General features: G+C 70.9%; 1 protein-coding gene. It reads left to right on the forward strand.

Annotation, left to right across the window (positions count from 1 at the left end; all coding sequences use genetic code 11):
• Nucleotides 1-753: TPM domain-containing protein (locus LPZ50_RS25160; protein ID WP_419195645.1), on the forward strand; the 753-nt coding region annotated here is incomplete at both ends.

The following is a 753-nucleotide window of genomic DNA, read 5'->3' on the forward strand; positions in this document are numbered from 1 at the left end:
CCCGCTGCCGTGCCCGCGCTGAAGGCGCGTGTCACCGACACCACCGGCACGCTGGACGCCGCCCGCCGCCAGGCCCTGGAGCAGCGGCTGGAGGCGCTGGAACAGCGCAAGGGCGCGCAGGTGGCGGTGCTGATGGTGCCCACCACCGCGCCGGACACCATCGAACAGTACGCCATACGCGTCTTCGACCAATGGAAGCTGGGCCGCCAGAATACCGACGATGGCGTGCTGCTGGTGCTGGCCAAAGATGACCGCACCCTGCGCATCGAAGTCGGCTATGGGCTCGAAGGCGCCATTCCCGATGCCATGGCCAGCCGCATCATCCGCGAACAAATCGTGCCGCGCCTGCAGGCGGGCGATTTTCCCGGCGGCATCGAGGCCGGCGTGGGCGCCATCGAGAAGCTGGTCGACGGCGAACCGCTGCCGGCTCCCGCGTCGCAGGCAGCCGACGACGGCCAGGGAGAAAACTGGCCCTTCTTCCTGATGCTGGCGGCCTTCATGCTGGGGCTGCCCGCCATTGTTGCCGGGTTCGCTGCCGCGGCCGTATCGTGGATGGCCTTCGGCACCTGGTGGGCCGCGGTGCTGGGCGGTGTGGGCGGTTTTGCCATCAGCGGCCTGCTGGGCGTGCTGGGCATCAAGCGGCGCCTGCTGCGTTCGTCCGGACGGGGCGGCCGCGGAGGCGGCGGCTTTGGCGGCGGATTCGGGGGTGGCCGTGGAGGCGGAGGCTTCGGCGGAGGCGGATTCGGCGGCGGT

This window comes from Bordetella petrii, assembly GCF_020991325.1.
Classification (GTDB): domain Bacteria; phylum Pseudomonadota; class Gammaproteobacteria; order Burkholderiales; family Burkholderiaceae_B; genus Bordetella_A; species Bordetella_A petrii_E.